Source organism: Bdellovibrio bacteriovorus (genome assembly GCF_025558485.1).
Lineage (GTDB): Bacteria > Bdellovibrionota > Bdellovibrionia > Bdellovibrionales > Bdellovibrionaceae > Bdellovibrio > Bdellovibrio bacteriovorus_G.
Map to the genome: position 1 here is coordinate 25,094 of NZ_CP102930.1, position 23,093 is coordinate 48,186.

The window sequence follows — 23,093 nt, forward strand, 5'->3', positions numbered from 1 at the left end:
TGAGCTGGAGACAGGCTGTCTCTGTCAGCTTTACAGCTTAAAGTTTTCGCCGAGATAGAACTTACGTGCCAATTCGGAATTTGCAATTTCATCTGAACTTCCGCTGACCTGGATCTTCCCGTCCTTCAGTATATAAGCATAATCACAAATGCCCAAAGTCTCACGCACGTTGTGATCGGTAATAAGAACTCCTATACCTTTGGCCTTAAGTTCGCGGATGATATTCTGAATATCGGCGACCGCGATGGGGTCAATCCCCGCAAACGGTTCATCCAGAAGAATGAACTTCGGTGATCCCGCCAAAGCCCGGGCAATCTCCACACGACGGCGCTCCCCCCCGGACAGGGCATAACCGTAACTGTCGCGGATATGGCCAACGTGGAAGTCCCCGATAAGCTGCTCCAATCGTTCCGAACGCTGAGCGCCCGAATAACCATGGGCTTCCAAAGCCACAGTGATATTTTCCGCCACTGTTAGTTTACGGAAAATGCTGGGTTCCTGCGCCAGATAACTCAAGCCCACGCGAGCCCTTTTATACATGGGTTCTTGCGTGATGTTCACTTCATCCAGATTGATTGAACCCGCGTCCGGCTGGACCAGCCCCACCACCATGTAAAAGGACGTGGTTTTCCCTGCCCCATTGGGCCCCAGCAGACCGACCACCTGGCCGGATTCCACAGAGAAAGACGCGCCATCAACGACTTTGCGCTTTTTGAAGGATTTGGAAATGTCTTTGATGGTGAGCATGCTCATTGGTCTTTATTCTCCACCTTGGCCCGTACTCTTTCTACCTTAACCTTTTTTCCGCCATCGAGAAAGATGATTTCCTCACCCGTCAGTTCATCATTATTTTGAATCACTTTAGGACGGCCCTTGAAGGTGTATTTATTGGTCAGCAGGTCCAGATCCACATTTTCTGCGGTCGCAAACTTATCCACATCACTGACGCGAACCCCGCCTTTGATGGCCACAGAGCTTAAAATATCAGCTCCCTTGCCGTACAAGAACGAGGCCTCGGGCCCCTCAAGTTTCATATTATCGTAGCTCATGCGCACGGCCCCCAGAAAACGGGCCTCACGATTTTTACCGCTGAACTCTGCCCCGTCAGCCACGATATCGAAGGCTTTTCCATCCTTCATTGGCTTTTGTGCGGTCACGCGTTTTTCGATCAGCATCTTGGACTGATCCACCAGCACTTTCATGCTGGCCCCCTTCAGGAACAAAGCGGCCCCGGAAGCATCACGGGGACCTTCCATCACCACCTGTTCAGGACTTTCGATACGACGGGTTTTCGAGGAATAGAAAATAGCCGGAGTTTTGAAAATATAGCCGTTCTCGGACTTCGTAACCACGTTGCCGATGACACTGAGGTCCTTCGATTTGGAATCAATCGACCCCTCGTCACCGGTCACGGTGAATTCCACTTTTTCCTTGTTATAGAAAAGTACACGCACTTGCTTCAGCTTCCAGGTGCCTTCGCCCTGATTGCCTTCGGCGGAAACTGCAAACAATTCCCAGTCACGATTGCCGGACTGGCTTTCCACCAAATGCACGCCGCCCATGCGCTGCTCTGCCAGACTGGAAGGGGCCGGGGCATCTTTGTTCTTTTTGGCTTCCGCCTTTTGGCGCTCCACGCGTGCGCGGACTTCCGCTTCGTCCTCATGCTCCAGACGAGCCGGGAAAATGATAAGAATCTCGACAAACAATGCGAGAAGCAGAACCAGAAAAATAATATTCTTATATTTACCCATAGATGAAAGAAAGCTTAAACCATCCCGCAGGATCGGTCAAAAAGGATCGCCTAGCCGGGCTGCACAGAGCGAAAAGAAAAAGGCCCGGGAATCCCGGGCCTTTTGTGTTTCGTATTTAATTTGAAGTGGGCTCTTGTGGAAGTTTCATAACCGCGAAATTAATTTCGCTGGCACCAGCTTCAGTGACCGTGTACATCACCTTTTTCACTGTGCCGAAGTCCACACCCTTATCGGCCTGCACGGTCACTTTGCTCCAGGCATTCGGATCTTCTTCAGCTTCTCCGCGCGCGGTTTCCACCACATCACGAATCTTGTTCTGAAGCTTGCTGTCCTGTTCCGCCTTGGATTTTTGCAAAGCATCCACCAACTGGTCTTTCAATCTTGCGATCATCCAGTCTTCCTGGCCTTTGACTTCATCAAAGGTCGCCACCACCTCTTTGTCCAACAAAATTTCCTTGTTGGAAATCGTCACGACGTGGGATGGTTTCAATTCTCTGACAGAAGCCGCTTTTGGCAGAACCACTTCCTTCGGGATATAAAGAATTTCACCCGTGGCATTGTAATTCTGCAAAAGGAAGATAACCAGAACCGTGAACATATCCACCATCGCTGTCAAAGACAGCAACGCCGTCACGTCACGCTTCCCTTTTCTTTTGCTTAAAATATTGTGGTAGCGATGACGCTCACCCGGTCTGAAGATGGCCATTACTGTGGCCCTCCCGTCGCAACAGAGATCGCTGAAAAGCCTGCGGCCAGACAGTTATCCATTGCTTTAATCAGTTGTTCGTAAGGAATAATATCCGCAACAGTCACAATCGCATCCACTTTTTCAGGATACAGCTGTTTCACGCGCTGCAGTTGTGCCACAAGACCTGCTTCATCAAATTGTTCGTTCACCATGGGAAGACTGATCACTTGTTTCCCAACAGTTAAAACATAGCCGACTTCCTTCACATCCACTTTCAACACCACATCGGCGTTAGGCGGAGGCGTCGGGCTCGGCTGCGTGTCCGATTTCTTCCCATACAGGGAACTACCAATTTGAATCATAGACACTTGAGTCCATACGGCCGTGATAAGCAGGAACGTGATAAGAACGCTCATCAAGTCGATGAAAGGCACGAGGTTCAGCTCGATATTCTTCTTTCTGCCGCTGGAATCGCCGCTATCTATGTGAGCCATTGAAAACCTCTACTAGTCTTTGATTTTTTCTCTATTAGCAACAACCAGATTCAAAAGACTCATGCTTGTTTCAACAACTTCGTTTTCAGTTTTCTGAATGCGATGCTGGAACAAACCGTAAGCAACGATGGAAACAATTGCCACCAAAAGACCGAACGCCGTACAGTTCAGGGCGTGGGAAATACCTTTGGAAAGTTCCAAAGCTTTGGTCGCCGGATCGGCAGCCGCCACCGCACGGAAGGAACCGATCATACCGATGATCGTACCCAAAAGACCCGCCAGAACCGCGACGTTACCAAACACAGCAAGGAAGGAAGTCCAGCCTTCAACTTTGGGCATTTCACGCATAACCGCCGCGTCCATTGCCACTTGCACTTCTTCGTCCGGGCGTTTATTCATCGCCTGAACCAAACCAGCTTTCACTGTGTTTGTCAGAGGAGCCGGACGGGCGTCGCAATAGCTGATCGCCTGGCGAAGGTCACCTGCAACAACCATACGGAAGATCTGGTCAGTGAACTCCTTTTTGTCCACGGAAAGATTTTTCAGCTTCATCATTCTTTCAATGATCACAAAAAGCGCCAGAATGGCGATAACTGCGATCACGTACATGACGAAACCACCCTCAGCGAAAGCACGCTGGATGAAATTCATGTTGTCTACTGTAACTGTTGGGTTCACGAGAACTCCTCCTTAAAAAACTTATTAAAAACTTTAATTAGCCTGATTCAATACAAACGGATACGCCTGCACTTCTGCAGTCATGCCCGTTGGCGGTTCCGGGAACACCCAGCTGGCCAGACGGCGGCGGATACATTCCTCCACCTCGGCATTGCCCAAAGTGGAACTGACCACTTTCACATTGCGCGCCTGACCACGTTCGATGATTTCCCATCCCAGAATCACTTTACCTTCCATCTTACGACCCTTCTCCAAGGTGTTCAGAGCACGCTCATAGCAGCTCTTCACTTCATTCAACTTGGAACGGATCACACGACGGATGGCTTCCTTGTCAATGGTCGGATCGAAGGATTCTTCGTTACCGCCGCCTTCAATAGCCACGGTTGTTTTAGAGCCAAAGCCTTCAGCCGCGCCATACGCTGCCTGACCTGACCCACGACCTTTTGTTCCGATACCTGCAATACCTTGAGTCGCTGTGCCTTTACCACCAGCTCCGGCGTCTTTGAATCTGGAACCCAGATCATCACCCGCGCGGTCTTCGTTAAAGCCGGAAGTTCCCGTGGCTTTATCCGCCATCCCCAGAACTTCACCCGCACCGGAATAAGCCTTGTCGATATTGGCACGGCTTCCGCCGCCGCCAAAGGCACTGAACAGACCCACCTTGGACAAATCCTTGCTTGCCGATTGTGCATTCGCACCCGCTGTTTTGCCAGTCTTCACCGCACCACCCTGACGAGTGGAGGTGAATTTCTTCGTGCGGTCTTTCGCATTAGGCTTCGGAGCCACTTCACTGGCACGCGCTGCAACTTCATTTTTAGCAGCAGCGTTCTGAGCCTTGGCACCTTTCTTCTGCGCATCACGATTCTGATCCGCAACAACCACTTTCTTAGGTGGCGGAGGAGGAGTCGGTGTTGCCACCGGTTGTGGTGGCGGCGTTGGCGGCTGTGGAGGCGGCGGAGTCGGTGACGGCGTTGGTGCCGGAGGCGGATTATTGAAAACCACCTGCGCAATACGCTGCACTTCCTCCTGCTTGTTTTCCTCCCAGTCTTTTGGAGTCGTTGCGGAAATATACAATGCCAACAGACCGACCATAATAAGCGACATCAAGACGCCCATCGTTTCGGAACCTGACAACATCAATGGAGGCAACATCGGCACCGTCGGTGCCTGCGGCACGAAACGGATGTACAGGCAGATGTTCCCGCCCGGCAATGTGATACATAGCATTTCGTTTTGATCCACACGAACGCTGTAACCACCTGCGCCTTTTTGTGCTTTTCCAACCTTAATCAAATCCTCTGCATACTGAGTGCCCGCAGAGGTCACCAGTTCAGATTCCATTTCATTGGTGGTGTTCACACGCAGACCCGCAGACATATCCAGCAGGGCATAACCGCGCGGAACCAGTCCTTCAGGCAACGCCACCTGTTGATCGCCACCCGTGTTCACACGAATGGTTTTATTGCCCTTAAAGTGGTAAGTCGTCAAAACACGCTCTTTCCACGCCACCAGGACTTCAACTGTGGAACCCTTGCCCGGCTTCAGGTGAGTTTTCAGATTTCTGATCTCACTTGGCGGAGCAAATGTTTTGCTCTTTTTGGCTTTTTTATAGGAATTACGCTCTTTGCGAATCTCGGGCTTTACCGGAACCGATGTCAAAACCGGCTTTTCCTCGGCCTTTGGTGTTTCCACCGGAATCACGGGTGTCGCCACCGGGATAACCGGAGTGACCTTGATTTCCTCGGTCTTAACCACCGCTGCCGGAGGCATGGATGGTTCAGGTTTTGCCGGAGGAAGCTTGGCCTCGACAACCGGAGCCGGCGCATCATCTGCCACGACCGGAGCCGCGCCCGGAATCACTTTTGGTTTTGGCACGCCGACGAAGAAGGCAATACGGAAAGGTCCAACTTCAATTTCATCCCCGGAGGAGATGGATTCATCCAGCACAGCCTGTCCGTTTTTAAAAGTCCCTTGAGAGGACCCCAGATCACAGACATACCATCCGCTGTCGCGAAGCTCGATCAGACAGTGAATCGGAGAAACGCCATCAGCGTCCAAATCCAGATGCACCTCGGCGTTGTGTCCGACCACGATTTGATCCTGGTCAAACTGTTTCACGCCCACCAGCTGATTGTTTTTGAAAATCCTAAAAATTAACGGCGATCTCAATTAGCACCCCGAACCCGCTGTATATCCTCTGTTGTTCTTCTCATCTCGGGTAAAAAATTTTCTCTTAACTTGATCAATCTCTTGTAGTTGAAGTTTTTCTTCTGGAAGAGATAAAAAAGCTCCGGCTTTTGAGTCGAACCCTCAACCAATTCGTCTTCGAAACTCAACGTCGCTTTTTTCTTGGCGGTCGTTGTCGTCGTGGTTGTGGTTGTCGTGCTGCGGGAAGTGGACTGGGCAAAGCTGACTTCATAGACCAGAAGAGCCGCTAGCAAAATTGTCATGTGTTTTAGGTATCGCATCATAGTCTTCACCCGACCCTTCACTCTATTTTAAACCAGCTTTCGCCTTATTTTCCAAAGCAATAATGCGATTACGGCTATCAGCAGGCCCACCTACAAACTTTAGTCTGTTAATGACTTCCAAACCATCCTGATACTTCTTCATGTGGTCCACAAGAAGAATTGCGTAATTTAAAAGCACTTCCTTGCTGTTCGCATTGTCTTTCAAGGAGGCCTTGTACAACTCTTCCGCACGATCCAGCTTGCCTTGCGCAGTTAGCGAGATCGCATAGTTGTTTAGAACTCTTGGGTCACGAACCCCTTTGCGATAAGCTGTTTCCAAAACAACATTGGCTTTGTTGTAGTCCTTTTCCTGGACGTAGATAGCACCCAGATTAGCAGCCGCCACGGCTTCATCATTATTCATATCCAAAGCCTTGCGGAAGGATTTGATGGCATCACGGCGCTCGCCCTGAGCCAGCTGAACAATCCCCATATTGGAATACAATTCCGCCGTTTTCGGGCTGGCAGCGATAGCCTTTCCCAAAAGATAGCGACACAGATCAAAGCGGCTGCGTTTATAGTGATACATCGCCAGCGCATTCAATGCGCGTGCATCATTCGGTGACTGAGTCAGAATCTGCGTGGAAGCCTGATAGATCTTCTCGTCGTTCTGAGCTTTGATCGCTTCATTCAAGGACGCATACTGAGATGGCGCCGGTGGGGTCACCGGACGAACCGGCTCGACCTTTTCCAGATCTTTGAAATCGTCCACTTCTGCCCGCGGGGCTTCCGACACCGTTGACGTCTTGGCTTCTGATGACGTTTCCTTGGTCGGACTGGATGAACACGCTGCTAAAGCCAACAGAGAAAAACAAGTGATGATCTTTTTCATTATTGACCTATCCAATTCACTAGACGAATGTCAGATCCAACTTCGCCACCGTTGTAGTAGTTTTTCGGATCATGTTTGTTCATAAACTCATAAGCGGACTTGAATCCGGCGTTGTAAACTTCCAGCTCAAAACCACGATCCACGGTTGCTTTATAACTTTCGCGAGCCTTGGCATTAAATGGTTCCGCGAACTTTTCCACACCCGCCTGATACTGTTTGGTTTCTTCCGCATTCAGCCCCGAAGGCAATGGCGCATTCACAATGGACTGGGCCATGTTCAGATTCGCATCCCCCAGAATAGCCAGGGAGCTTACGATTTCCTCTGCACTGTCATACTTGATAACGTCGGCCAGTTCGCCGGTCAAACGAGTCAACAGGGCCACTTTCTTATCGGCCGCCGCTTTCTGTTTAGCCGGATCTTTCGGGAATGTGATGGCTTTCATTTCCTTGTACGTGTCTTCCGCCTCGCCTAGCTTCAGCTTGGCAGCGTAAGAGGCTCCGACACCTTTTTTGTTAGGCGCAAAACGTTTTTGAATAGCCAGGGTTTTCTGCTTCCATTCCTGAGCCCGTGTGGTCGCACGCTGACGCGAGGACAATTCCGACACCCAGTAAGCACTTTCCACCACGCGTTCCTGATCGCGACCACCACCTTCCACATACTCTGTGTAACGGGAAATCGCCGCTCCGGTCTGGCCGGCTTTGCGATGGATCTGCGCCATGCTGTACACAGCTTCAATATTGTCACTGTGCTTTTTATTGATCTTGGTGAATTCTGTATAAGCGCGGATGGCCTCATCAGATTTACCCAGTGCCTCATACAAAACCGCCGCATTGAACAGCAGATTCGGAGACAAAGGATCATTCGGGCTTTCCTGAGCGGCTTGTTTATAGAGCTTTGCCGCTTCTTCAAACTGCGCTGAATCCTGATAAAGCTTCGCCAGCAAACGGCGGGATTTTGGTTTCAACTTATCTGCCGCAGGATCTTTTGAGCTTAAAACACCCTGATAAGCCGAAATGGCCGGACCGTTCATCCCGGCGCGCTCATAGTTGACAGCCGCGTTGAAGATCGCCGTGGCCGCAAGGCTGGACTTTGGATTTTGTTTGGCAAAGGATTCAAACACCTGTGCACTGTCCGCGTATTTCTTTTCCAGTTCCAGATCCTGACCGCGTTTGAAAGAGGCTTTTTCCATCACACCGCGGATATCAGCACCGGCTTTGGAAGAGGCAATCCCCGGCACAGCCAGCAGTTCCGCTCCGGTTTTTTCCAGACCCGCATAGTCCTTGCGCAAATTATAGATGTCCAACAGCAAGTTGGCTGAATATTCCGCCTGCTTGGTGTTTGGATACTGTTTCACGATTTCACGGAACTGGGTCGTAGCCGGATCGAAGTGATTGCTTTGATAGTACAATCGACCAATACGGAATTTGATTTCCGGAGTCTTTTCAGACGTCGGGAACTTTTCAACATACCACTGACCGGCTTTGATAAAGCGGTCCACTTTCGGCTCCAAAGGAACCGGATCGGTGGAATTCCCCACACGTCTTTGCATTTCCTGATCAGACGGGATGCTTCGTTCCACAGACAGAATTAAGTTCTGAGCGGCTTTGCCATAGAACTTGCTTTGCGGGGCATTGTCCACGATCCACTTGTACTGGGCTCCGGCTTCATCATATTTGCCCATATCGTACAACAATTCACCGTAGTAGAAGTGCATGTCCGCCGCACTGGCAGAATCCGGGAATTCACGCAGATAAAGCTGGTAGCCTTCATAGGCCTGAGTTTGCGAGAACGCCGCACGGGAGTTCTGTGCTGTCTGATGCTGCTGCAAAACATAGTTGCGCAAAGTGGTTTCACGCAGTTTGTAGGAATTTTCCACCAGCTCTTTATTGTTCTTATTGGCCGCATACCAGGCGCCGGAGGAATCGTAATCCTTCACCCAACCATACAATTCGTTCTTAAAGCGTTGAGTGTTCTTCGCATAGAAATAGTTCTGAACGATCTGATACTGGTATTCAAACGCCTTGGGGGCTGTTGGATTCTGGGAAATCAGAAGTTTAAAGACCTCACGGGATCCGTCCTTGTTACCGCGGTCGGAATACTGATAAGCCAGTCTTTCCAGGTAAGGGCTGTAGTTGTTCCCCACCAGATTTTTAAAGTAATTCGCGGCATTGTTCGGATCGCCGCCTTCAGCATAGAAGACCACGATATCACGCAGCGCCTCGCCTTCAAGACGGGTGCGGTTGACCTTCAGACGGCTGGCCAGTTGGTCCCCGGTTTCAGCTTTGCCTGCTTTGATAATGTATTCAAGATAGTTCATAGCCTGCTGAACTTTACCCAGACGGAACAAACACCATGAGCCCTTATAAAGAGCAAAAGTGTGCAGACGATGTCTCTTTTCCTTGATCAGATGAGAATATTCCTTGTAGGCATTCGCCCACTTTTCATTTTCAAAATAGTATTCCGCCAAAGCGAAATGCGCTTCGCCCACAAACGGCGAATTAGGGTACCCTTTGGTCAGGCGCTCGTAATATTCCGCGCCTTTTTTCACATCACCCAGTTCAAAGTAGTTGTAGCCCAGGAAAAACAGGGCCTGACTCATTTTTTCGTCACGTGGGAAATCACGCTGGAACCATTCATACAGCTGAACCGCTTTTTTGTTGTATTCACGGGCTTCAGCAGTGTCCAAACGAGGTTTGCTTTTGGTTTTTCCGGCCTGGAAAGCACGAAGCCTTGCATCGTATTCATCCTGCTTGCGGGAATCAATCAGGCTGGCTTTTTCAACGTAAAGCTCTGCCAGACGCAACCACAGTTCACCGCGGTTGGGACTGGTTTTGAATTTTTGTGTCAGCTTGTACAGTTCACGAATCTGCTGATCCAGCACACGCTCGTATTCAGCTTTATTGCCGCCACCCGTGTCGTGTTCCATGATTTCAGAGGATCGCGGTGGCTTGACAGATTCCAGATTATAATTCTGCACATCCTGTTTAAAGCCCATGTTCGTGGACGGCAGCGACGTGTCCGTCTTTTTACTAGCCTGCGACAACAGTTCACCGACTGTCTTTTTCTTCACGGTTTTAGTGGTTCTAACAGTCTTCGTCTGAGCCTGCGTTACCGGGGCCGCCAGAAGAAAACTTAAAAATCCTGAGACAAGAAGTTGATGCCTGTTGAATTTCATATATTACTCGCAGCTCTGTTTTCCAAGGTAGTGATAATTTCCAACTTCATCCAACCAGTATTCACCTTGGAACGGATAGTACTCATAACCATTTTCGATATAGAACTTGCGGTTGACGTTTTCGTCGATCTGATCACCGCTGATGTCCTTACCGGCAATTTTCTTTTTAATGCTTTCCTTACGGCCTGTGATCATCTCGTAACGGATGAATCCGGCCTGCTCGTAAAGATCACGCAGCTCCACACGCATGTTCAGCAAATGTGCCTTGGCCATATCGCCAATCGCAAATTTGGTGTTTTTGCTGCGGTTTGCAATAATCTTCAACGAGTACTGCCCCAAAGCGGAAGCCCGGAAGGAGGAGTTCGATTCCACCCGCCGTTTTTCCTGATTCAGCTTTTCCAGATAGTTCATGGAACGTTTCACATCGCCCTGATCCAGAACACTTCGCAGGACAATGTACGGCAAACGAAGATTCGCCGATTTATCTGTGGTCTTCATCACGTGGGCTTTTTCCAGCTCATTATAGAAGGCCCCCGCTTCGTTCGTGGACTTCAGGAAATCCCCGATCTTGGCACGAACCGGTCCGTAAGTTTTTTCAAACAGACTCAAGACCTTTTCCATCTCGTCATATTTACAGATGTACAGATAGACGATGGAACGGAGAAGTAAACTCTCCGGCATATAGAAGTCTTCGTAATATGCCGAATGGAGAGTTTGGAAGTTACTCAAGGCTGAACGGAAGCGCGCTCCGCGCAACATCGCCCAGCTCTGCTCAAAGACAGCGTCATGCCACATCAGAGTATCGCGAGGCACCTGAGAGTAAGCCTCAACGGCCAGATCCCAGTCCTGCTTTTGATACAAGGCACGTGCCAGACCCATCTGCGCTGCCACCTTATTAGTGTCAGTTACCGGAGCCTTGTGGCGAGCATCCAACATCTTGCGGAAAGTTCCAATCGCCAATGATGTCTGGTTAGCCTCAAGCTCTGCCAATCCTTTGGAATAAAGCGCCTGGAAGTAATAGCTGCTGGTTGAGCTGACTTTGCTGAAAAGCTCTGCAGCCTTGGCAAAATCACGGTTTCTAAGACGGATTTCACCCAGACGATAATTGATCATATCGCGCAGGTTTGCCGGGAAATCGTTCAGATCCACGCGGGAAACCGCATAATTCAGAATCGTGTCATCGCCCAGCGTATCAGCCACCACAGACAGCTTTTCAATCGCCATCTTGGAATACTTTGGATGTTTCATACGAATGACATCCACAAACTGGAAGGCCGCTGTTTGATAAAGCTTCAGTTCCACCAGCATTGTTCCCAAAATGTACTTGATCTGAGGTCTTTCCGCAGAAAGCTCAGAACGGCGACTTAAAGAGAACAGCGCATTGGCTGCGGATTCATACTGCCCGCCCTGTGCCATACGAAGGGCGTTGCTCAGTTGATTTCTTAAGGTGGCCTCTCGCGAATTTCCAGACATGACTGAGCTGCGCGCCGGCTGCTTGCGCAATGTCTTTCTTTGCTGGGCGTCCCCGATGACCGGAGTTACGATACTTGCTGCAATCAGGAATAGTAATAATTTCTTCATCTGTAGCTAGCCTCCGGGAAGAACCAACTCATACCCACGGTAAGGAAGAGGTTGTTGAAAGAGTTTGTCGAACCGTCGATGCCTTTGGCGTTAAAGAAGTTCCAACTGAAATCCCAGCGGAATGCATAGGCTTTGCTAAGCGCAAAAATCTGACCGGTGGCCAGATGGATTGTTCCTGCGCTTTCACCGGACTGAGTGTTCGTGGTGCCGTAACCGGCAGAGAAATACAGATCGAACGGGATGATCTTTTCGTTGAACCAGCTCATTTTGCCGTACACCGGAATGTACATCAGATCCGCGCCGATAAAGGACTTCGGATACACCAGATTTTCTGTGCTGACACCATTGATCTCGCGCAGTTCATCAGTCGCCTGACGATTGGAAGTGGTCAAACCGAAGTAATTCAGCTCCACACCCCAGCTTTCACTTAGGAAATAGCTGGCTTTCGCTACACCACCAAATGTCAGGAAGAACGGATCATTGGTCACCGTGGTCAAACCGCCAAACAATTGAAAACGGCCCGTCTTGGGAAGGAAACGTTTCTGAATGACAGAGATCTCCTGGAAAGGAGCCAAACCACCCAAGCCCGAGAAATCAGTCAGGGTGTTGTCCCTTGGAGAGGCTTCCTGATAGGAAGGAGCGGAGTTGGTGATCGCAGGTCGTGGAGCCTCTTTTTCAAGCTCCATCTCAATAACATCCAGCTCTTCGCCTTCTGATTGAGCATATGAAAGTCCCGGAGCCATCAGAGTCAGCAGCAGTAGCAAAGAAGAGATTTTTCTATTTAACATCTGTCAGCTCCTCTTAGAACAGATAAGACAAACCCACATCCAGGTTTGTCGTGTAAGTAACGCGTTCTTGAAAATCACCGTAATCCGGAACAGGTTGATTCGGTTTCAGCTTGCCGTTCAGGAATGGAATCGGTGCCTGATGGGCATATAAACGAAGGTCAAAACGGAAAGCCCACTGTTTGGTGAAATAAAACTTCTGCCCAATCCCGAAAGCCACCGCTGGGTAGGTTTTATGCACATACTTCACCGCCCCCGCGGAAAGCGAGCCGTACAACTGGGTGTTGAAGACGATGGACTTCGTCAGACTCATCTTGCCGTAGAAGGCCTTCAGATTATAGTCACCCATGATCGTCATTTCCGGTGCTGGAGCGCGGTTGAAATCCAGCTGGAATTGCTGGTTCAGCTGATCCGCATAGCTGGAAAGACCCGCGAAGTTTTTGGCAACAATCAAACCCCAGGCATGATTTTCACTGGAGTTATAGTAAAGTCCCAGACCCAGTTTGCTGACATTGGCAATGGGCTCTGTCATGGCATAGCCATAAAAGCCGTCAATTTCAAATCGGCCTTGAGTCACCACATTGCGGTTCTTCACGCTGACAGGCTTGTCGAACACAGGAAGAACGGACTCTTGCGCCAGCTCCTCTGTTGGCAGATTCACAACTTCCGCGGCAAAAGCGGCCTTATGAAGCATCAACGCAAGAACTATGATGAGCGCGGCTTTGAAACCATTTTTTAGCATGTATTACCTACCCGATGAAAAGGCACCGTATTTATAAATGTAATCGCAAACTTCCCGAACAGCCCCGCAGCCACCTGGTCTGCGAGTGACATAATCAGCAACTTCCATAACCTCGTCCACCGCTTCGGGGACGGTTGCACCAAAGGCCACTGCCTGAATCATGGGAATATCGAAAATGTCGTCACCGACATAAGCCATTTCCCCTGTTGAAATACCGGATTCCTGTTGCAGTTGTAAGAAAGAGGGCTCTTTGTCGAGAGCACCTTCGTAAAAGTAATGAATTCCCAGGGATTTTACGCGGGCCCGAATGTCTTCCGCTTTGCTGCCGGTGATGACGGCAATCTTATAACCCGCTTCTGTCAGGCGTTTGATGCCCACACCATCGCGAATCGAAAAGAAACGACGCCATTCCTTGCCATCAAACCATAAGCGCGTGTCAGTTAAAACGCCATCAACGTCGAGCACCAACATCTTGATATTTTTAAGTTTTGATATTTCTAATCCCACTGAATCATTGTGAAAAATAAAAGATCAAGGGGCAAGTGCCCCACCCTGATACAGGACTTAGGGTTTAATTCAGATACCGACGAACGTCCAGCGTAGGACAAGCCTAAGAGCCGGAGTGTTTTGCACGAGCCTCCAGCTCATTCACCCGCTGCTGCAATTTGAAGAGTTGCTGTTCCAATTCCTGGACCCGACGTTTCAGGGCCTGGTCCTCTGCGGAAGACTCCGCTCCGGAAGTGGATGTGCCATTTAAAAGACTTGCCCCCAGTTCGGCCCGGCGCAAATTCAGCTCCTGAAGTTTGTCCAGATCGGCATCTTCGACAAAACCATCCCCAGCCGCCTGCTGTCCTTTAAGCAGTTGGTGCTGATCATGAATCTGCCGACTGAGCTGCGCCATCTTTTGCAGACTCTGCCAGGAGTTTTGCAGTTTTGAAAAATTGGGCGGGAACTCCCGGGTTATGACGGAAAAGACAATGACGAACATGACCACCGAAACAAACAGACTGCGCAGAATCGAACCTAAAATCTTGGCCAATGCCGTTTTCATCAATGACTCCTGAAATGATATTTGACTCAAAGTACAAGCGATGGTCAAGTGAGCCTAAATGGAGATCGCTATGACCAGACTCGCGCTTCTTTTGACCAGCTTCCTTCTTGTGGCCTCTTTCGGATGCACCCAGAAAAAGGAGGAGTCGGCCTCCTCTCCTGCGGAAAAATCCTCTTCAAAAAAAGAACTCATTGTCGGAACGGATGCCGCCTATGCCCCGTTTGAAAGTGAAAATGCCGACAAGACATTAAGCGGCTTTGATATCGAGGTCATCCAAGCCGTCGCTGCCAAAACGGGTTTGCAGATTCAAATTGTAAACACTCCCTGGGAGGGCTTGTTCAATCAACTGGATTCCGGCGACCGCGACATCCTGATTTCGGCCATCACGATCAATGACGAACGAAAAAAGTCCATGGACTTTTCAGACCCCTACTTTGAAGCCGTGCAACTGATCGCGGTTCCCAACAAATCCACCGTCAGCAAGTTTGATGACTTGAAAAAACTAAAGGTCGGTGTCCAGATCGGGACCACCGGCGACAGTGTTGTCACCCAGCTTCTGGGTAAAGACAGCTCCAGTATCAAACGCTTTGAAGGAACACCGTTGGCTTTGCAGGAGCTTATCAACGGAGGTGTGGACGCTGTGGTGGCCGACAACGGTGTGATCAACAATTTCTTCGCCAACAATCCAAAGAACTTTAAAGTTCTTTCTGACACCAGCTTTTCCAAAGAGGTCTATGGCATCGCTGTAAAAAAAGGCAATGCCGAGCTGTTGCAAAAAATCAATTCCGGCCTAAGCCAGATCAAAGCTGACGGCACCTATGACAGCATTTACAAGAAATACTTCGGAGAAAAGAAAAACTGATGTTCGCGTGGTTTCGTACTGACATTATCATCGAATACTGGCCCTTGTTTTTGCAGGGGCTGAAAACAACCCTGATCCTGACCGCCATCGGTATTTTCTTCGGCACCATTCTGGGTCTTTTCCTGGGCTTGGGAAAAATCGCCAACGTCGAACGTGGCTTCTGGAAATGGCCCGTTCAACTGATGATCCGCCTGCCTTCGCAAATCTATATCGGTTTTTTTCGCGGTACTCCGCTGTTTGTTCAGATCCTGCTGATTCATTTTGCTCTGGTGCCACTGTTAATTCACCCCGAAGACGGTGTTTTGATTCAAGGTGAATGGGCCCTGTATCTGAAACGCGAATACGGTGCCATGATTTCCGGTGCTCTGGCCTTAAGCTTAAATTCCGCCGCATATATCGCAGAAATCTTCCGCGCCGGGATTCAGTCCATCGATCGCGGGCAATTTGAAGCCGCCCGTTCTTTGGGACTTAGTTATTTCCACACGATGAAATCCATCATCATTCCCCAGGCTTTCCGTCGTATGCTGCCACCCTTGGGAAATGAAGCCATCACGTTGCTAAAGGACTCTTCACTGGTGTCTGCAATTGGTTTGGCAGAACTGGCCTATGCCGCCCGCACAGCCGCTGGAGCCTATGCCCGGTACTGGGAGCCTTATTTGTTTATTTCCGTGCTATATCTGGTGATCACGCTGGCCATGTCCTTTATGGTTCATCGACTTGAAAAAAGGTATCAATCCGCATGATTAAAATTCAGAATTTGCAGAAATATTTCGGCAGCAAGCAGGTTCTTAAGGATGTCTCGTGCGAGATCAAGGACAACGAAGTGGTTTGCGTCATCGGGCCGTCGGGGTCAGGAAAAAGCACCTTTCTTCGCTGTATCAACGCTTTGGAAACCGCCCAAGGCGGATCTATCGATGTCGATAGTTTCATTGTGACCTCCGCAGAAACAGATTTAAACAAATTACGCGCCCATGCGGGCATGGTTTTTCAACGCTTTAATCTGTTCCCGCACAAGACCGCTTTGGAGAACATCATGCTGGCACCCATGAAGGTCAAAGGACTTTCTGCCGCTGCTGCCGAAGCCAAGGGTAAAGAACTGCTGGCCCGAGTGGGATTGGCCGAAAAAGCAGACTCTTATCCCAGCGAGCTTTCCGGAGGCCAGCAACAGCGTGTGGCGATTGCCCGAGCCCTGGCTATGGAACCTCAGGTGATGTTATTCGATGAACCCACATCAGCTCTGGACCCGGAAATGGTCGGTGAAGTTCTGGATGTGATCAAGTCACTGGCCCATGAAGGCAAAACCATGATCGTTGTGACTCATGAAATGGGCTTCGCCCGTCAGGTCAGTGATCGTATTATGTTTATGGATCAGGGGCAGATTGTGGAACAAGGACCGCCGGAAAAAATCTTCAGCGCAGCGGAAAACGAACGCACTCGCACGTTCCTCAGCAAGGTTCTACTGCATCATCAGTAAAGAATCCCGGGTCGCAAAACTTCCGGCATCTGCAAGTGGGTCAACATAGAGTTGCCAAACTTTGAAAAAGACCCCTGCTCCAGCTGGAAGTACCGAATCAGGTCCACCATCCACAGGGGAATCTTTTTTTCACACTTCAGCTCCAGTATGACATTGCATCCCGGCTCTTCAAAAGAAGCGGGATGATCATAGTGGCTCAAGTTTTCCTCCTGCGGGTTCACACACCAGTAATCCATTTCCTGAAAACGCAGATCCCGATCAAAAGTCACTCGCGCATAATCATCAACCACCGACAAATAGGCCTTGCGCCGATACTGGGTCAGAATAACCGGTCCGACATTGTAGGTTTGCTTCATAAACAAAAAATCTTCCAGATTCCCCAAAGAGCCCGGCTCCATATCCGAGGGAATGTTCCCCCACTCCACAATATCGACCCAGTCCATCGTATCTATTTTGGCTCTTTTTTTGCGCACAAAGTCCCGCAGCTTGTATTTAATCTCAAAAAAATAGGGCGGTCGTGGAGAATCCCCATAAGACCGAATACGCATATTAAAATTAAAAGCGTTCGCTGTTTCCTTAAAACGCATAATATAAAGACTGGGAGTGTCCAGATACAGGCTGTTGATCGTATAAAACAAATCCGGTGAAATCCGCGAGTAATAATCCATCTCGCAATAGCGCTCCACATACTGGGAAATCGGCCCCACCAGACTAAGAGGTATCAGATACTTCAGTTCGTAGCGCTCCAAAGCCAGGGGTGAAACCGGACCGCTCATAAAGACACCGTTTTTAAGGTTCGACTTAAGAAATTGCGTGTGGGTTCTTCCGTTAAACGTTCATTTTCCAGAAGATATTCCACATACAACAGCAAAATTTCCTGCTGCTGGGAAAGTAAATCCAGCTGCGCCTGCTCAGATGACATTCGGTTTTCCAGCTCGGTCAACGTATCCGCACTTCGCGATTTTTGACTTAGCACCAAACCGGATCTGGACATCTTATACAAGCTTCCCAAGTTTTGAATCTGATTGCGCAGACTTTGCAAACGATCCTGACTGCCAGTGGCTTCTTTCAACTTTAATGCTCTTTTTAAAACCAGTTCATTCTGTTTCTGACGGGACAAATCATCCGAGCCCAGCCCGGGAAGCTGAATGCTCAGCTCGACCTTATAGCCGACTTCCTCGTCCTTGCGGCTTTGGGACACGTCCATGCCCTTGATCCATTGGTTCTCTCGCGCACGCAGAATTTCCAGTTCTTTTCCCAGATCCTTGTATTCCGCCTGTAACAGCCGCGCACTTAAAGAACGCTCATGCACTTTCTGCGCACTCACCGCTTCCAGCACATCCTCCACCGCCAGCAAATCAAAACTTGTCAGATTTTCGTCTTTCCAGTCCGGCGCCCATTGCCTGATTTTCTGCACAACCGTCTGGTGCTCCTGAATCACCACACTTTCCAGACGCTTAAGTTTGTAAATGTCCGCTTGTGCCCCAAGAAAAGACTTGCTGGTGCTGCGGCCTGCCCGCAGGGAAAGCCCCTGCGCCTTCCGATAGCTTTCGGACAGTTTCAAAATCCTTTCCAAAGCCTCTTTCTTTTGTCGGGTGATTTCCAACGACACCAGATGCACATAGCGTTCGTGCAGGGCCCAGGCCAAAGAGGCCTCTTTCACAATCCGCGTCTGCGATTCCGCACCAGCCCCCAGCTTCCATTCCGGCCAGGAACGAAATTGAAATTTCAAACCCACTTCGTATTCACGCTTTTGATCTTCCTTTTCGACCGAGGCAAATGCCTCCACATTTCTTAATGGGTTGCGGGAATCTGTTGAACGCATTTGTTCCTGCGAAAGCACTGTTTCATCCTGCCACGCGGTTTTTAGAACCTGTTCAGCCGTCAACGCCTGCGACGAAGTGGAAAAAAGCGAAAGCCACAACACCCACAGCATTAAGGTGTCCTTTTTTCTGCTGTGGGTAGAACAACAAAACGTCCCCCGGACTTTGCTTCAAAGACTGCAAAAAGCTTTTTACTGTCCGGGTGCAGAGCCAAAGCCTCCAGATGGGAATATGAAAAATCGCGAACCAATTCGGCTTTGCCCTGTCCCGCTTTCACCTTCCACACAGCACTGCATGAAGCCTTCCTGCAACTGGAAGAGACATAAAAGTTTTCTCCCAGTTTCACCAGATCAGTGACCACGGATTCGACCTTTATATGCGGCAAAGTCATCTCGAACTCGGCTGCCACATGGACCCGATCCGCACTTAAAGGACGGTCTTCAAAAAGATTCTGAAAATCATCGACCTTCAGAATCAAACCTTTATTTAAAGCCAGCGCCGGGCCTTTCAAGGCCAGATACAGATTCTCTCCGTCAACGGCGTGGCCTTCCACTTCAAAACCCGCTTTGGGGTTCTGCTGATCCAGACCTGCCAGCCTGCGCAGAACCTCTTCTTTGGATTGAGACAGGGCCTGCAAAATCTTTTCACGCAGTTCGACGGTCTGTTCCAGATGATAGCGCAAACCATTGCGGCGGACTTTAGCAAACAAATGACGGTCCGGTTTCAATTTGCCTTTTTTTGTTCTCGACAAAGAACCCAGCAGATACAGACGATCCCCCGCCAACGAAACGGATTCGATGTCCTGCATCTGATCCAGACCTGTGATCGAAATTTGGTGCGACTGCACCTGCCCCTGCTCATTCATCAGAAAAAGCACTGGCCGATCTTCGGGATAATCATCGGACACTAAAACAAACTGACGCAATTCCGGAATAAAAACCATTCCTGACATTTCAGGATGAAACTGAGTCAGAACCTCCTCCGGCAACTCCAAATCCTGTGGCAGTTCGCTCACCGAATCAGCGACCACCTCATCAGCCTGCGCAAAGTTAACAAAAGACAGGCCCCAGCGTTTATGCACAGACACCTTTTCCCCCAGCAGGAAGCCGTTTGTCGGTGGAATTTTAATAACCACCTCACGCCCCCAGGCCGACAGGGTCTGAATGCGCAGAAGACGTTCAGGAATAGGCACAATCCGTGATCCCACACTGAGCACCTGACCACGAATCGACTTGCCGCCACTGGAAACCACCTCCACCGCTTGCCCAACCGACAAAGAGGAGTTCAGATTTTCGTTCACATAGCCATTTACATAAGTGGGATTTAACGGCAGCAATGTGATAAGCGGAGCAAAAGACGGCGCTTTTTCACCGCTTTTGAAGTTAACTGCACCAACAGCACCGTCCACTTCGGCAAAGACAAAAAGATTTTTCAGGCGACCTTCAATCAGATCCATCTCGCGTTTGGTGTCTTCCAAATCCACAAGCAACGGATCTGCGCCATTGGGCACCGTGGTTCCCAGTTCCTGAGCAATACCGGCGATCTCGCGACGCAGACGCATTTCCGCCTGAAGCTTGTCATAGCGACTTTTTAAAACCCGTAACTGAGCATCCCATTCAGACTGTCCCAGCTCTGCCAACAGATCGCCTTTTTTCACAATCTGGCTGGGCATGACATAAATATGTTTGATTTCCACCGGGCTGTCGAAATTGACCTGAAACTCGCGCGATTCCGCCACACCCAGGATATTCACCGGATCAGAGCTAAGGAAGAGTCCCAACACCACCACCAAAGCAACAGCAACAATCCAGCATCCCAGCAAAAATCGGTTTTCGGTCCCGAAGACCTCGCCTATCTTCAAGCTACACCTCAATCACCGATTCCTGATTCATAAAATTCAGTCCTCTGACTGAAGAAACTTTCCCCAGTTGCTCGACCAGCTCTGCGGAAGTGGCTCGCGCATTCAAACGGACCTGATAAGAAAAATCCAAACGGTCCCCCTGGGCCATCTCGCGGATGGTTGCCAAGGCAAAATGCCGGCAGGAGCGTCCCAGAATATCCTCGACTTCGCGCTGATCATCCCCTGAACGCGCCAGATTCAGACGCAACAAACCATCAAACTGCGGGCCAGAGGCAAACGGCGATTTCTGCAACACCAGCAAAGCAGAGATAAAGCAGACCGCACCAATAATCGCAATGCCATACGCATGCACACCCGAAGCAAGGCCCACGGCCAGCGAGGCAAAAATAAAGAACATATCCCGCGGGTCTTTGACATTGGTACGAAAACGCAACAACGACAGCGCCCCGATCATTCCGATACCCCGCGCGACATTGTCGCCAATGGCCTGCATCGCAATGGCAATCACAATCGGCAACAGAACCAAGCCGTGCAAAAAGTTAAGTGAATAAGAAAGACCCCGGAAAGTGCGCACATATGCCACAGCCAAAGCTGTGCCCAGAATAAAACTGAGCAAAAAAGCATAGACGACAGAAATCCAAGTCGGGTTTGCAAATGAAGAATTAAGGACCGCAAAATCCAGCATACCCTGCCTCCACAGAATTAGTCAGGAAGGGCCCATTTTTCAAACAATCACAGTCTATCTCAACCAAAATAAAACATAATGACAGAGACTTAATCGCCTCTCTGCCCCTGCTTGTTCTGGCAATTCACACACTGCTATCTGACAGATTACACACGGGAAATCATCTGATGTTTATTCTGCCACTAGGACCTTCCCCGATTGGCTGATTTCATCGGCGCAGCTTAGTCTTGTATTCAGATGACTCATATATTCCAAACCAGGAGGATCTATGAAAACTCTGTTTGCAATCGCCTTGTTTGCGTTCCTGTTCAGCCTTCCCTCTGCACAAGCCAGCGATGATGTCGGTGCCGGTCTGAACTATTTGAATCAAGTTTTGGATATCGCTCAGGATGTCAGTGGCGGAACGGAAAGACTTAGTTCTGAACCCGGAACCGAAACCTATACCTGCCGAGCGTGGACACGCTGCTATAATGGCTATACAATTTCCTGCTGGGCCCGGGGCTATGGCTGCTACGCTGAATACACCCCCGGCTATCGTGTCTATTGCGAGGCCTGGGACCGCTGGGGTAACACCCGCTATGCCGTCGATTACTGCTACTAAGAATCTGCCTTTTCTTAAGAAGGGACCTTTTTTGGGTCCCTTTATTGTCACCTGTCAGGGTATTTTACAGCCCTTCCCGCCATATAAGACAGCACATTGAAAAACCGCCGGGCACAGATTATGAAACAGCGGCAAACGTCTGGAAGGAGTGCCCATGGTACGTCTGTTCGCTAAAAATATTCTAACGGTGATGGCTGGAACCCTGATGGTTTCCTCTGTCGCGTCCGCAAAAGTCTATGTCAACTCCGTCTGCCATATGAAGACTTCCGCCAATACCAAGGAAATCAAAGGCGATGGCGATATCACAAAAAAGTATCCTTTGGCTTCCATCTCCAAAATCGTTACGTCCTTATGGGCGATTGACAAACTGGGTGTGGACTATCGCCACAAGACGATTCTACATCTGACTCCGACAGCGAATGGCCGTATGGACGTCCATATTGAAGGCAGCCGCGATCCTATGTTTGGTCGCAACATGAGCTACTTCCTGATCTCTGAATTGAACCGCATGAAGATCACCAATATCGAAAAGCTGACTTTCGATGAAAACTTCCTGATGCACTGGCTGGCAGAGGAATCCCCATTGATTGGCGGAGTCACACCGAAATACGACACCATCGAGCAACAAGCTGCTGTGGTTCGCAAGCACCTGCTTGAATACTTCGCCACGGCCATCAACAAGAGCATGTATTCCAGCCTGCGCGCCAAAGCGACGAAGAACAATGTCTTCATGCTGGAAAAGCCCAACATCACAGTTCGCACTGTAGAGTTCGTGCCAAAATCCCAGTATAAAAAGGACCAGTTGACGGCCTCTGTCGTTCTGAAATCCGCGCCTTTGCGCATGCTATTAAAGCGCATGAACAACCAGTCCAATAACTATATCGCTGATAACCTTTACTGGAATCTGGGCGGCACAACAGCTTTCAATGCTTTCGCGCAATCCACTTTGAACGCCTCCAGCGCTCAAATCGTCTTTCACAATGGTTCCGGCAATAACGAAGGCACCACGGCAAAACCGATTTACAACGAAGCCAGCTGTGAAACTATGGTCAAAGCGATCTATGCTTTGAACAAGGCTTTAACCTCCAAAGGTTACAAACTTAGCGATGTGATCGCTGTGGCCAACAAGGACTCTGATTCCACCGTGGATAATTTCGGCGGTGTTGCCAGCGGTGCAATGATTGCAAAAACAGGCACCGTGAATAAAGCCAAAACCCTGGCTGGCAGCATTTCCACCAAAGACGGTGAGTTCTTCTTTGCAATTCTTCTGCATGCAGATATGGATCAAAACAGTTCTGATCGTGGTGTGGCGACTCAGATGATCAAAAACAAAGTGGCCCAGATGATTAACAATCGCTCCGGTCCACGCAAGATTGAATACACTGAGTTCATTCCACTGGCGTTCGATACCCAGTCCTATCTGGCTGAATACAACGTCATTGCCCCTGCACCTTCAGTCAGTCTGAAAAAGCAATAGCAGAATTGTTTTTAAAACCCCG

23 protein-coding genes are annotated in these 23,093 nt (G+C 49.6%); 5 read left to right on the forward strand and 18 right to left on the reverse strand.

The genetic code is table 11. The annotated features are described in order from the left end of the window. Positions 1 to 30: 30 nt before the first annotated feature. From lptB to EZJ49_RS00195, 14 genes are all read right to left on the reverse strand, one after another. Positions 31 to 753, reverse strand: coding sequence for an LPS export ABC transporter ATP-binding protein (gene lptB / locus EZJ49_RS00130; protein ID WP_262553354.1), 723 nt, complete (start codon positions 751 to 753; stop codon positions 31 to 33). Then, positions 750 to 1,751: an LPS export ABC transporter periplasmic protein LptC gene (gene lptC / locus EZJ49_RS00135; protein ID WP_262553355.1), complete on the reverse strand. Its 1,002-nt coding sequence runs from the start codon at positions 1,749 to 1,751 to the stop codon at positions 750 to 752. The genes lptB and lptC overlap by 4 nt, the downstream gene beginning before the upstream one ends. 115 nt (positions 1,752 to 1,866) lie before the next feature. Then, positions 1,867 to 2,457: an ExbD/TolR family protein gene (locus EZJ49_RS00140; RefSeq protein WP_262553356.1), complete on the reverse strand. Its 591-nt coding sequence runs from the start codon at positions 2,455 to 2,457 to the stop codon at positions 1,867 to 1,869. Beyond that, on the reverse strand, positions 2,457 to 2,933 hold the full coding sequence (locus EZJ49_RS00145) for an ExbD/TolR family protein (protein WP_262553357.1): 477 nt from the start codon (positions 2,931 to 2,933) through the stop codon (positions 2,457 to 2,459). The genes EZJ49_RS00140 and EZJ49_RS00145 overlap by 1 nt, the downstream gene beginning before the upstream one ends. A gap of 12 nt (positions 2,934 to 2,945) precedes the next feature. Beyond that, on the reverse strand, positions 2,946 to 3,584 hold the full coding sequence (locus EZJ49_RS00150) for a MotA/TolQ/ExbB proton channel family protein (protein WP_262553358.1): 639 nt from the start codon (positions 3,582 to 3,584) through the stop codon (positions 2,946 to 2,948). 60 nt (positions 3,585 to 3,644) lie between these two features. Further along, positions 3,645 to 5,729 carry an AgmX/PglI C-terminal domain-containing protein gene (locus tag EZJ49_RS00155; RefSeq protein WP_262553359.1) on the reverse strand — a complete coding sequence of 695 codons (2,085 nt, stop codon included), beginning with the start codon at positions 5,727 to 5,729 and terminating at the stop codon, positions 3,645 to 3,647. Between the two features lie 47 nt (positions 5,730 to 5,776). Further along, positions 5,777 to 6,082: a hypothetical protein gene (locus EZJ49_RS00160; protein ID WP_262553360.1), complete on the reverse strand. Its 306-nt coding sequence runs from the start codon at positions 6,080 to 6,082 to the stop codon at positions 5,777 to 5,779. 22 nt (positions 6,083 to 6,104) lie between these two features. Then, positions 6,105 to 6,953, reverse strand: a complete 849-nt coding sequence (locus tag EZJ49_RS00165; protein WP_262553361.1) for a tetratricopeptide repeat protein — start codon at positions 6,951 to 6,953, stop codon at positions 6,105 to 6,107. Further along, the gene (locus EZJ49_RS00170) at positions 6,953 to 10,129 is read right to left on the reverse strand and encodes a tetratricopeptide repeat protein (RefSeq protein WP_262553362.1); all 3,177 of its coding nucleotides are present in this window, start codon (positions 10,127 to 10,129) and stop codon (positions 6,953 to 6,955) included. The genes EZJ49_RS00165 and EZJ49_RS00170 overlap by 1 nt, the downstream gene beginning before the upstream one ends. A gap of 3 nt (positions 10,130 to 10,132) precedes the next feature. Continuing rightward, entirely contained in the window at positions 10,133 to 11,710 is a 1,578-nt protein-coding gene (locus EZJ49_RS00175; protein ID WP_262553363.1) for a tetratricopeptide repeat protein, read from the reverse strand. Then, entirely contained in the window at positions 11,707 to 12,498 is a 792-nt protein-coding gene (locus tag EZJ49_RS00180; RefSeq protein WP_262553364.1) for an outer membrane beta-barrel domain-containing protein, read from the reverse strand. The genes EZJ49_RS00175 and EZJ49_RS00180 overlap by 4 nt, the downstream gene beginning before the upstream one ends. 13 nt (positions 12,499 to 12,511) lie before the next feature. Continuing rightward, positions 12,512 to 13,237: an outer membrane beta-barrel domain-containing protein gene (locus EZJ49_RS00185; RefSeq protein ID WP_262553365.1), complete on the reverse strand. Its 726-nt coding sequence runs from the start codon at positions 13,235 to 13,237 to the stop codon at positions 12,512 to 12,514. A gap of 3 nt (positions 13,238 to 13,240) precedes the next feature. After that, complete coding sequence (locus EZJ49_RS00190) at positions 13,241 to 13,708, reverse strand: KdsC family phosphatase (RefSeq protein ID WP_262553366.1); 468 nt, start codon at positions 13,706 to 13,708, stop codon at positions 13,241 to 13,243. Between the two features lie 139 nt (positions 13,709 to 13,847). Continuing rightward, on the reverse strand, positions 13,848 to 14,288 hold the full coding sequence (locus EZJ49_RS00195; RefSeq protein WP_262553367.1) for a hypothetical protein: 441 nt from the start codon (positions 14,286 to 14,288) through the stop codon (positions 13,848 to 13,850). A 70-nt stretch (positions 14,289 to 14,358) separates the two neighbouring features. Here EZJ49_RS00195 and EZJ49_RS00200 point away from each other — a divergent pair, with 70 nt between their 5' ends. Genes EZJ49_RS00200 through EZJ49_RS00210 form a run of 3 tightly spaced genes read left to right on the forward strand, consistent with a single transcriptional unit; the run spans position 14,359 to position 16,624 of the window. Continuing rightward, on the forward strand, positions 14,359 to 15,150 hold the full coding sequence (locus tag EZJ49_RS00200) for a basic amino acid ABC transporter substrate-binding protein (RefSeq protein ID WP_262553368.1): 792 nt from the start codon (positions 14,359 to 14,361) through the stop codon (positions 15,148 to 15,150). After that, the gene (locus EZJ49_RS00205; protein ID WP_262553369.1) at positions 15,150 to 15,893 is read left to right on the forward strand and encodes an amino acid ABC transporter permease; all 744 of its coding nucleotides are present in this window, start codon (positions 15,150 to 15,152) and stop codon (positions 15,891 to 15,893) included. Before EZJ49_RS00200 ends, EZJ49_RS00205 begins: the two co-directional genes overlap by 1 nt. Continuing rightward, the gene (locus EZJ49_RS00210) at positions 15,890 to 16,624 is read left to right on the forward strand and encodes an amino acid ABC transporter ATP-binding protein (protein ID WP_262553370.1); all 735 of its coding nucleotides are present in this window, start codon (positions 15,890 to 15,892) and stop codon (positions 16,622 to 16,624) included. The genes EZJ49_RS00205 and EZJ49_RS00210 overlap by 4 nt, the downstream gene beginning before the upstream one ends. Here EZJ49_RS00210 and EZJ49_RS00215 read toward each other — a convergent pair. From EZJ49_RS00215 to EZJ49_RS00230, 4 genes are read right to left on the reverse strand one after another with little or no spacing between them, the layout of a single operon-like run. Further along, complete coding sequence (locus EZJ49_RS00215) at positions 16,618 to 17,400, reverse strand: polyphosphate polymerase domain-containing protein (protein ID WP_262553371.1); 783 nt, start codon at positions 17,398 to 17,400, stop codon at positions 16,618 to 16,620. The genes EZJ49_RS00210 and EZJ49_RS00215 overlap by 7 nt on opposite strands. Beyond that, positions 17,397 to 18,560: a hypothetical protein gene (locus EZJ49_RS00220; RefSeq protein WP_262553372.1), complete on the reverse strand. Its 1,164-nt coding sequence runs from the start codon at positions 18,558 to 18,560 to the stop codon at positions 17,397 to 17,399. Before EZJ49_RS00220 ends, EZJ49_RS00215 begins: the two co-directional genes overlap by 4 nt. Beyond that, complete coding sequence (locus EZJ49_RS00225; protein ID WP_262553373.1) at positions 18,560 to 20,308, reverse strand: DUF3616 domain-containing protein; 1,749 nt, start codon at positions 20,306 to 20,308, stop codon at positions 18,560 to 18,562. Before EZJ49_RS00225 ends, EZJ49_RS00220 begins: the two co-directional genes overlap by 1 nt. A gap of 1 nt (position 20,309) precedes the next feature. Beyond that, positions 20,310 to 20,993, reverse strand: coding sequence for a DUF4956 domain-containing protein (locus tag EZJ49_RS00230; protein WP_262553374.1), 684 nt, complete (start codon positions 20,991 to 20,993; stop codon positions 20,310 to 20,312). A gap of 268 nt (positions 20,994 to 21,261) precedes the next feature. Here EZJ49_RS00230 and EZJ49_RS00235 point away from each other — a divergent pair, with 268 nt between their 5' ends. Then, the gene (locus tag EZJ49_RS00235) at positions 21,262 to 21,594 is read left to right on the forward strand and encodes a hypothetical protein (protein ID WP_262553375.1); all 333 of its coding nucleotides are present in this window, start codon (positions 21,262 to 21,264) and stop codon (positions 21,592 to 21,594) included. Between the two features lie 154 nt (positions 21,595 to 21,748). After that, positions 21,749 to 23,071 (forward strand): D-alanyl-D-alanine carboxypeptidase, encoded by a 1,323-nt coding sequence (locus EZJ49_RS00240; protein WP_262553376.1) that lies wholly within the window; start codon positions 21,749 to 21,751, stop codon positions 23,069 to 23,071. The last annotated feature ends 22 nt before the right edge of the window (positions 23,072 to 23,093 follow it).

Bases quoted from the DNA above. Each gene is read 5' to 3' on its own strand.
- lptB (WP_262553354.1), bottom strand. From the start codon at position 753: ATGAGCATGCTCACCATCAAAGACATTTCCAAATCCTTCAAAAAGCGC.
- lptC (WP_262553355.1), bottom strand. From the start codon at position 1,751: ATGGGTAAATATAAGAATATTATTTTTCTGGTTCTGCTTCTCGCATTG.
- EZJ49_RS00140 (WP_262553356.1), bottom strand. From the start codon at position 2,457: ATGGCCATCTTCAGACCGGGTGAGCGTCATCGCTACCACAATATTTTA.
- EZJ49_RS00145 (WP_262553357.1), bottom strand. From the start codon at position 2,933: ATGGCTCACATAGATAGCGGCGATTCCAGCGGCAGAAAGAAGAATATC.
- EZJ49_RS00150 (WP_262553358.1), bottom strand. From the start codon at position 3,584: ATGAATTTCATCCAGCGTGCTTTCGCTGAGGGTGGTTTCGTCATGTAC.
- EZJ49_RS00160 (WP_262553360.1), bottom strand. From the start codon at position 6,082: ATGATGCGATACCTAAAACACATGACAATTTTGCTAGCGGCTCTTCTG.
- EZJ49_RS00165 (WP_262553361.1), bottom strand. From the start codon at position 6,953: ATGAAAAAGATCATCACTTGTTTTTCTCTGTTGGCTTTAGCAGCGTGT.
- EZJ49_RS00170 (WP_262553362.1), bottom strand. From the start codon at position 10,129: ATGAAATTCAACAGGCATCAACTTCTTGTCTCAGGATTTTTAAGTTTT.
- EZJ49_RS00175 (WP_262553363.1), bottom strand. From the start codon at position 11,710: ATGAAGAAATTATTACTATTCCTGATTGCAGCAAGTATCGTAACTCCG.
- EZJ49_RS00180 (WP_262553364.1), bottom strand. From the start codon at position 12,498: ATGTTAAATAGAAAAATCTCTTCTTTGCTACTGCTGCTGACTCTGATG.
- EZJ49_RS00185 (WP_262553365.1), bottom strand. From the start codon at position 13,237: ATGCTAAAAAATGGTTTCAAAGCCGCGCTCATCATAGTTCTTGCGTTG.
- EZJ49_RS00190 (WP_262553366.1), bottom strand. From the start codon at position 13,708: ATGTTGGTGCTCGACGTTGATGGCGTTTTAACTGACACGCGCTTATGG.
- EZJ49_RS00195 (WP_262553367.1), bottom strand. From the start codon at position 14,288: ATGAAAACGGCATTGGCCAAGATTTTAGGTTCGATTCTGCGCAGTCTG.
- EZJ49_RS00200 (WP_262553368.1), top strand. From the start codon at position 14,359: ATGACCAGACTCGCGCTTCTTTTGACCAGCTTCCTTCTTGTGGCCTCT.
- EZJ49_RS00205 (WP_262553369.1), top strand. From the start codon at position 15,150: ATGTTCGCGTGGTTTCGTACTGACATTATCATCGAATACTGGCCCTTG.
- EZJ49_RS00210 (WP_262553370.1), top strand. From the start codon at position 15,890: ATGATTAAAATTCAGAATTTGCAGAAATATTTCGGCAGCAAGCAGGTT.
- EZJ49_RS00215 (WP_262553371.1), bottom strand. From the start codon at position 17,400: ATGAGCGGTCCGGTTTCACCCCTGGCTTTGGAGCGCTACGAACTGAAG.
- EZJ49_RS00220 (WP_262553372.1), bottom strand. From the start codon at position 18,560: ATGCTGTGGGTGTTGTGGCTTTCGCTTTTTTCCACTTCGTCGCAGGCG.
- EZJ49_RS00230 (WP_262553374.1), bottom strand. From the start codon at position 20,993: ATGCTGGATTTTGCGGTCCTTAATTCTTCATTTGCAAACCCGACTTGG.
- EZJ49_RS00235 (WP_262553375.1), top strand. From the start codon at position 21,262: ATGAAAACTCTGTTTGCAATCGCCTTGTTTGCGTTCCTGTTCAGCCTT.
- EZJ49_RS00240 (WP_262553376.1), top strand. From the start codon at position 21,749: ATGGTACGTCTGTTCGCTAAAAATATTCTAACGGTGATGGCTGGAACC.